The following is a 2194-nucleotide window of genomic DNA, read 5'->3' as shown; positions in this document are numbered from 1 at the left end:
AAAGCGTGGCCATTGTAATGTGCTCTCGTCAGTCACGGCTGAAGGAAACTTGCGTTATCGAGTGACCGAGGAAACCATCACGGCTAAGACGTACATAGCCTTTTTAGAATCACTGATTGCCGATCGTGTTAAGCCGCTATTTCTTATTGCGGACCGTGCCTCATTTCACACCAGTAAAATGGTCCGACGATTTGTTTGCAGTCATCGCAAACAATTGCGCCTCTACTACTTGCCTAGTTATAGCCCCGATCTCAATCCGGATGAGCACGTATGGGAGGAGATAAAAGACAAAAAGCTCGGTCGATCAACAATACGAAACAAGCCCGACTTGCTAAAGAAATTACGATCGGCATTGAGGTCCCTTCAAGAGAATAAAGATCGAATAAAATCGTTTTTCTCTTTGCCTGATACGAAATACGCAGATAATGTATAGCGACACTCAATCCGGACAACTTATTAGGGCGCTATACCATAAGGCACAAGTAAAGACCTGACCCCATCCATCCCTTGACCCCATCCATCCCTCAAGTCAAGACCTGACCCCATCCATCCACCATCTATTTCTTCTTCTTTTTAATAGGAGCGGGAATAATTTCAATCGCTTTTGTAAGGATGACGACTCGCTTCTGATACCCGCCTATTATATCCTCTGTATTACCAAGCGGTATGAAATGAACATTCTTTCTGCACTGCTGAGTGGATACCTTTTTTATTTCGCCACACTTTTCCTCGATTGCGGTCTTCTCTGCTGATGGGGTAATCTCTGGTGACATTAGCACCAAAGGCATTCCGCTAGAAGTCGCCAAGCAGCGATATTCGTCTTTGTCCGCATGGAAGCATTGAACGTTACGCATCTCCACTCCGCGATTTGTATATTTATCCGGTGCAACGTACATATCCTCAGAGTCGACCACCTTAAATTCGATCTCAGGAGAAGGTTTAATTATATCCGCGGTCCTAGTTGACGCCTCGTCGTCTTGGCCCGTGTCATCACTTCTCGTGGTACTGTCCGGCGGTAACTTGGCTTCCTCTTTTGTTGCCGAACTCTTAGCAAGACTGTTTGCGATGTTATCGTAGCAGGCAATCCGTATGGTGGTGTCCTTTTGATCTAAACAAACTACAAGTGCTTGCCTGATAGCTTTGTCCTGATCCTGGCTCCAAGCAATTGCAGGCAATGCTCCTGCAATCGAAATGCTTAGATACAGAGAAAGGGACGGGCTAATGCTTCTTAGTCTCATAATGGTTTCCTGTGTTTTAGGAAGTTTTTTTCTTGACCGGATAGTATCTAGCGGCTTGTGGTCTTGCGCTCTTAGCCTCAGCCGTAAGGGTGCAGGGTAACCGGCGTCCCTACGGCTGAGGTCTGGCTTCGTCATTCGTCCACATTTGCGGAACCGGCTATTCATGGTCGGCCATGTATGCTTGGCTCATGCCAAATTTCCGGTTTTCTCACCGACCGGTTATTTCGAAATTCTCCGTCAGCAATAAACGCAGGTCACCCTGATGGTCGCCTGGGTTGCTGAAGAAGTCTTCGCAGGCTTTGCGAAACTCATCGAATGATTCGTAATAGCGTACTAGGCTGAGGTTTACTGAGCATCCAAGTATGCTCTCGCTTCCTGATGTCCGTGTTGGACGCACTTGCCGGACAACGTGTCTGTGGCGATACCAGGCGGATTTCATATTCGCTATACTTGATAGATTCACTCAACTGTCCCTGTTCGCTCCCATTCCCCAGCGCAACAGTGTGGAAACCAGATAAAGGCGCAGAATGTCGATGAGTGTAGTTGTGCTGTCATGGCGAAACCATGACCTGCGTCACGCTTTCTTGTTTCGGCTACTGTCGGTAAGTCAGTGCGTGCTCGCGGGATACGCACGGCGGCGTTGGTACCTGGAGCGAGAACCCAGCGGTTCTTATGTGATCGTTTGGCAGATTTCTTTGAAACATCAGCACTCACGAGCAACGGATCAGTCAGGGTGAAGGTCCGGGCACGTGCTTCGGACGCGGTCGGCGTTGTGGACCTGGTTCGGGACAGCGCGCACCCCCTTCTCGATGTCGGCTGCTGTGCTGTTGACGAGGTGTTGATGGATGTGTCGACGACGCGGGGGAGTTCCTGCCCGCCAAACTCCTGATATCGCTGGTCAGGCGTTCCGTCTTACTCGTGCAGGTCCGAGCGCCCTGAGAGGTACCGTCCGTGGC

The 2194-nt window shown here is 49.6% G+C and carries 2 protein-coding genes; one reads left to right on the top strand and one right to left on the bottom strand.

The features are described 5' to 3' along the window. The coding region (locus A39O_RS38075; RefSeq protein WP_169338419.1) for a transposase at positions 1 to 433 on the top strand (433 nt) is incomplete at its 5' end. A 124-nt stretch (positions 434 to 557) separates the two neighbouring features. Here A39O_RS38075 and A39O_RS40585 read toward each other — a convergent pair. After that, on the bottom strand, positions 558 to 1238 hold the full coding sequence (locus tag A39O_RS40585) for a hypothetical protein (protein WP_157639834.1): 681 nt from the start codon (positions 1236 to 1238) through the stop codon (positions 558 to 560). Between the last annotated feature and the right edge of the window lie 956 nt (positions 1239 to 2194).

The organism is Lamprocystis purpurea DSM 4197 (assembly GCF_000379525.1).
In the GTDB taxonomy this organism is placed as follows: Bacteria; Pseudomonadota; Gammaproteobacteria; order Chromatiales; family Chromatiaceae; genus Thiodictyon; species Thiodictyon purpureum.
This window is presented reverse-complemented; position numbering and strand designations above follow the sequence as displayed.

Excerpts from the sequence above, each read along its gene's own strand:
- A39O_RS40585 (WP_157639834.1), bottom strand. The coding sequence starts at position 1,238 with ATGAGACTAAGAAGCATTAGCCCGTCCCTTTCTCTGTATCTAAGCATT.